Genomic DNA, 3,288 nt, shown 5'->3' on the forward strand with positions numbered 1-3,288 from the left:
GCCGCTACGTCGAGGCGCGCTTCGACAACGCCCGGCGCAAGCTGTCCATCATCAGCTGCTACTTCCCCAGCGGCTCCAGCGGCGAGGAGCGCCAGCAGGCCAAGTTCCGCTTCCTCGCGCTGATGGCGCCGCATCTCGTCAGGCTCAAGGCCGAGCGCGAGTTCATCCTGGTGGGCGACGTGAACATCGCCCACAAGGAGATCGACCTCAAGAACTGGAAGAGCAACCAGAAGAACAGCGGCTTCCTGCCGGAGGAACGTGCCTGGATGACCGAGCTGCTCGACACCATCGGCCTGGTCGACGTGTTCCGCACGCTCAACCCGCACCCCGAGCAGTACACGTGGTGGAGCAATCGCGGCCAGGCCTGGGCGAAGAACGTCGGCTGGCGGCTCGACTACCACCTGGCCACGCCGAAGATCGCGAAGACCGCGAAGCACGAGCACATCTACCTGGAGCAGCGCTTCTCCGACCACGCGCCGCTGGTGATCGACTACGACTTCACGCTGTGAGGCGCCGAACCAGCCAGGCGTTGAGGTGGCCGATCTCCTCGGGGCACACCGAGTGCTCCATCGGGTACTCGTGCCACTCGACCTCGTGCCCGAGCGCCACCAGCGCGTCGCGCGAATCGCGGCCTCGCTGCGGCACGACGACGCCGTCCTCGCTGCCGTGCGCCAGGAAGATCGGCACGTCGCGGCTGGCCTCGCTGCGCTCGGCGGCGGTGCTCGCCGCCAGCGGCAGGTAGCCGGACATGCCGGCCAGGCCGGCCAGCCGCTCGGGGTAGCGCAGCCCGGTCAGCAGCGTCATCGCGCAGCCCTGCGAGAAGCCGGCCAGCACGATGCGGTTCGCGGCGATGCCGCGCTCGCGCTCGCGGTCGATCAGCGCCGCGACGGCCGCCTGTGATTCGCGCAGGCCGGCTTCGTCCTCGCGGCGCTGCAGATCGGCACCGAGGATGTCGTACCAGGCGCGCATGCGGTAGCCGCCGTTGATGGTCACCGGGCGCACCGGCGCATGCGGGAAGACGAAGCGCACGGCGCCCACCGCCGAGAGGTCGAGCGCCTCGGCCACCGGCACGAAGTCGCTGCCGTCGGCGCCCAGGCCGTGCAGCACGATGATCGTGGCCACCGGGTGTTCGCCGGTGGCGCCTTCCAGGCATTCGAGGTCGGGGGCGGTGCTCATGGCGGCATTCTGACCGCTGGCGCGACTACAGTGGCCGCCATGAACGACTTCCTTCCCGCCGCGTTCCGCGCCCGCCTCGAGGCCCTGCTGGCCAGCGGCGAGCGGCGCCTGCTCGGCCTGGTGGGCGCGCCGGGTGCGGGCAAGTCGACGCTCGCCCAGGCCCTGGCCGACATGCTCGGCGCGCAGGCCCAGGTGGTGCCGATGGACGGCTTCCACCTGGCCAACGCCGAACTGGCCCGCCTCGGGCGCGCGCGGCGCAAGGGCGCGCCCGACACCTTCGACGCCGCCGGCTACGTGGCGCTGCTGCGCCGGCTGCGCACACAGGCGCCGGGCGAGACCGTTTATGCGCCGGCATTCCGCCGCGAGATCGAGGAGCCCATCGCCGGTGCCATCGCCGTGCACCCGGACACACGCCTGGTCATCACCGAGGGCAACTACCTGCTGCTCGACGACGGACCGTGGGCCGAGGCGGCCGACCTGCTCGACGACTGCTGGTACGTGGACGTCGATGACGCGCTGCGCCGGCAGCGGCTGGTCGATCGCCACATCCGCTTCGGGCGGAACGAGGCCGAGGCCCGCGCGTGGGTCGAGCACACCGACGAGCCCAATGCTCGGCGCATCGCCGCGTGCCGGGCGCGGGCCGCCGCGGTGATCCGGCTCGATTGAGCTAAGGTGTCGTGGCCGCATCGGCGGCCACAACGACACGACAGGAGACAGCCATGATCAAGGTCAGCGTCATGTACCCGAACCAACCCGGCGCCCGCTTCGACCACGCCTACTACCGCGACAGGCACATGCCGCTGGTAAAGGCGCGCATGGGCGCGGCCTGCCTCTTCTACACGGTGGACAAGGGCTTGGCCGGCGGCGCGCCGGGCGAAGCGCCGACCTACGTGGCGATGTGCCACATCTATGCCGACTCGGTGGAGTCGTTCCAGGCCGGCTTCGGGCCGCACGCGAAAGAGATCCTGGCCGACATCCCGAACTACACCGACCTCGCGCCGGTGCTGCAGATCAGCGAGGTGGTGGTCGGCCAGCCCTGAGCGGGGCGCGTCACTCCAGGCCGAGCGCCTTGCGCGCCAGCGCGAGGAAGGCGGCGCGCTCTTTCGCCGACAGCGGCGCCAGGATCTCGACCTGCAGCGCCTCGACCACCGGCCGCAGGGCCGCCAGCTGCCGGCGGCCCGCCGCGGTGAGTTGAAGCAGCCGGGCGCGGCGATCGTCCGGGCTCACCGTGCGCTCGATGAGGCCCTTCTGCTCGAGCCGGTCGACCACGCCGCCGATGGTCGCGCGATCGAAGCTGATCGTCGCGGCCAGGCTGGCCTGGTCGATGCCGGGCTGCTGGGCCACGGCGTCGAGCGCCGCGAACTGCACCGAGGTGAGATCGAAGCCGGCTGCCTGCGTGCGCGCCTGGAAGACCTGGGTCGACTGCTGGTGCAGGCGCCGGATCAGGTGGCCGGCCATCTCGATTCTGTCCATGGGCTGCTCCATCAGCGCGCGTTGACGCATTTAGTATGTATGCATATCATATGCGAACTTATTGACGGCCGCAGCGGGCCGCTTCCCGGAGACACACCATGCAATTCCACCGCGACGGCTTCAAGCCCGGCGACCCTGACGTCCTCCCGCAAGCGCCGGGCCACCGCCGCGCGGGCGATCCGCTGCCCCAGACGGTGGACGTGCTGATCGCCGGCACCGGGCCGGCCGGGCTGTGCCTCGCGGCGCAGCTCGCGCGCGTGCCGCAGATCCGCACCCTGGTCGTCGACCCCCGGCTCGGGCCGATGGAGAAGGGTCAGGCCGACGGCATCAGCGTGCGCTCGATGGAGATGTTCCAGGCCTTCGGCTTCGCCGAGAAGGTGATGCGCGAGTCGGTGTGGATCAACGAGACCACCTTCTGGGCGCCCGGCGAGCCGGCGCCGCTCACGCGCGTGGCCCGCGTGCAGGACGTGCCCGACGGCATCTCGGAGATGCCGCACGTGCTGATCAACCAGGCGCGCGTGCACGACATGTTCCTCGACCTGATGCGCCACGCGCCGACGCGGCTCGAACCCGACTACGGCCTGAAGGTGGTTGACCTGCGCGTCGACCCGGTCGCGACGGAACACCCGGTGACGGTGA

General features: G+C 70.7%; 6 protein-coding genes. 4 read left to right on the top strand and 2 right to left on the bottom strand.

Translation table 11 applies throughout. The annotated features are described in order from the left end of the window. Positions 1-509, top strand: a 509-nt coding sequence (locus AB7U92_RS24325; RefSeq protein ID WP_428582977.1) for an exodeoxyribonuclease III, incomplete at its 5' end; no start/stop codon positions are given. Here the strand turns inward: AB7U92_RS24325 and AB7U92_RS24330 are convergent. Then, on the bottom strand, positions 499-1,176 hold the full coding sequence (locus AB7U92_RS24330) for an alpha/beta hydrolase (protein ID WP_428582979.1): 678 nt from the start codon (positions 1,174-1,176) through the stop codon (positions 499-501). The two genes, AB7U92_RS24325 and AB7U92_RS24330, sit on opposite strands and share 11 nt — an antisense overlap. Positions 1,177-1,215: 39 nt before the next feature. Here AB7U92_RS24330 and AB7U92_RS24335 point away from each other — a divergent pair, with 39 nt between their 5' ends. Then, positions 1,216-1,842, top strand: a complete 627-nt coding sequence (locus AB7U92_RS24335) for a nucleoside/nucleotide kinase family protein (RefSeq protein ID WP_428582981.1) — start codon at positions 1,216-1,218, stop codon at positions 1,840-1,842. Positions 1,843-1,895: 53 nt separating this feature from the next. Continuing rightward, positions 1,896-2,216, top strand: a complete 321-nt coding sequence (locus tag AB7U92_RS24340; RefSeq protein WP_428582983.1) for an EthD family reductase — start codon at positions 1,896-1,898, stop codon at positions 2,214-2,216. Positions 2,217-2,226: 10 nt separating this feature from the next. On the opposite strand, the gene AB7U92_RS24345 is transcribed toward AB7U92_RS24340, so the two are convergent. Further along, positions 2,227-2,649 carry a MarR family winged helix-turn-helix transcriptional regulator gene (locus AB7U92_RS24345; RefSeq protein WP_428582985.1) on the bottom strand — a complete coding sequence of 141 codons (423 nt, stop codon included), beginning with the start codon at positions 2,647-2,649 and terminating at the stop codon, positions 2,227-2,229. A gap of 98 nt (positions 2,650-2,747) precedes the next feature. On the opposite strand from AB7U92_RS24345, the gene AB7U92_RS24350 reads away from it, so the two are divergent. Further along, positions 2,748-3,288 (top strand): FAD-dependent monooxygenase (locus AB7U92_RS24350; protein WP_428582987.1); only part of this gene is annotated, 541 nt, incomplete at its 3' end.

Source organism: Piscinibacter sp. (assembly GCF_050175855.1).
In the GTDB taxonomy this organism is placed as follows: domain Bacteria; phylum Pseudomonadota; class Gammaproteobacteria; order Burkholderiales; family Burkholderiaceae_C; genus Piscinibacter.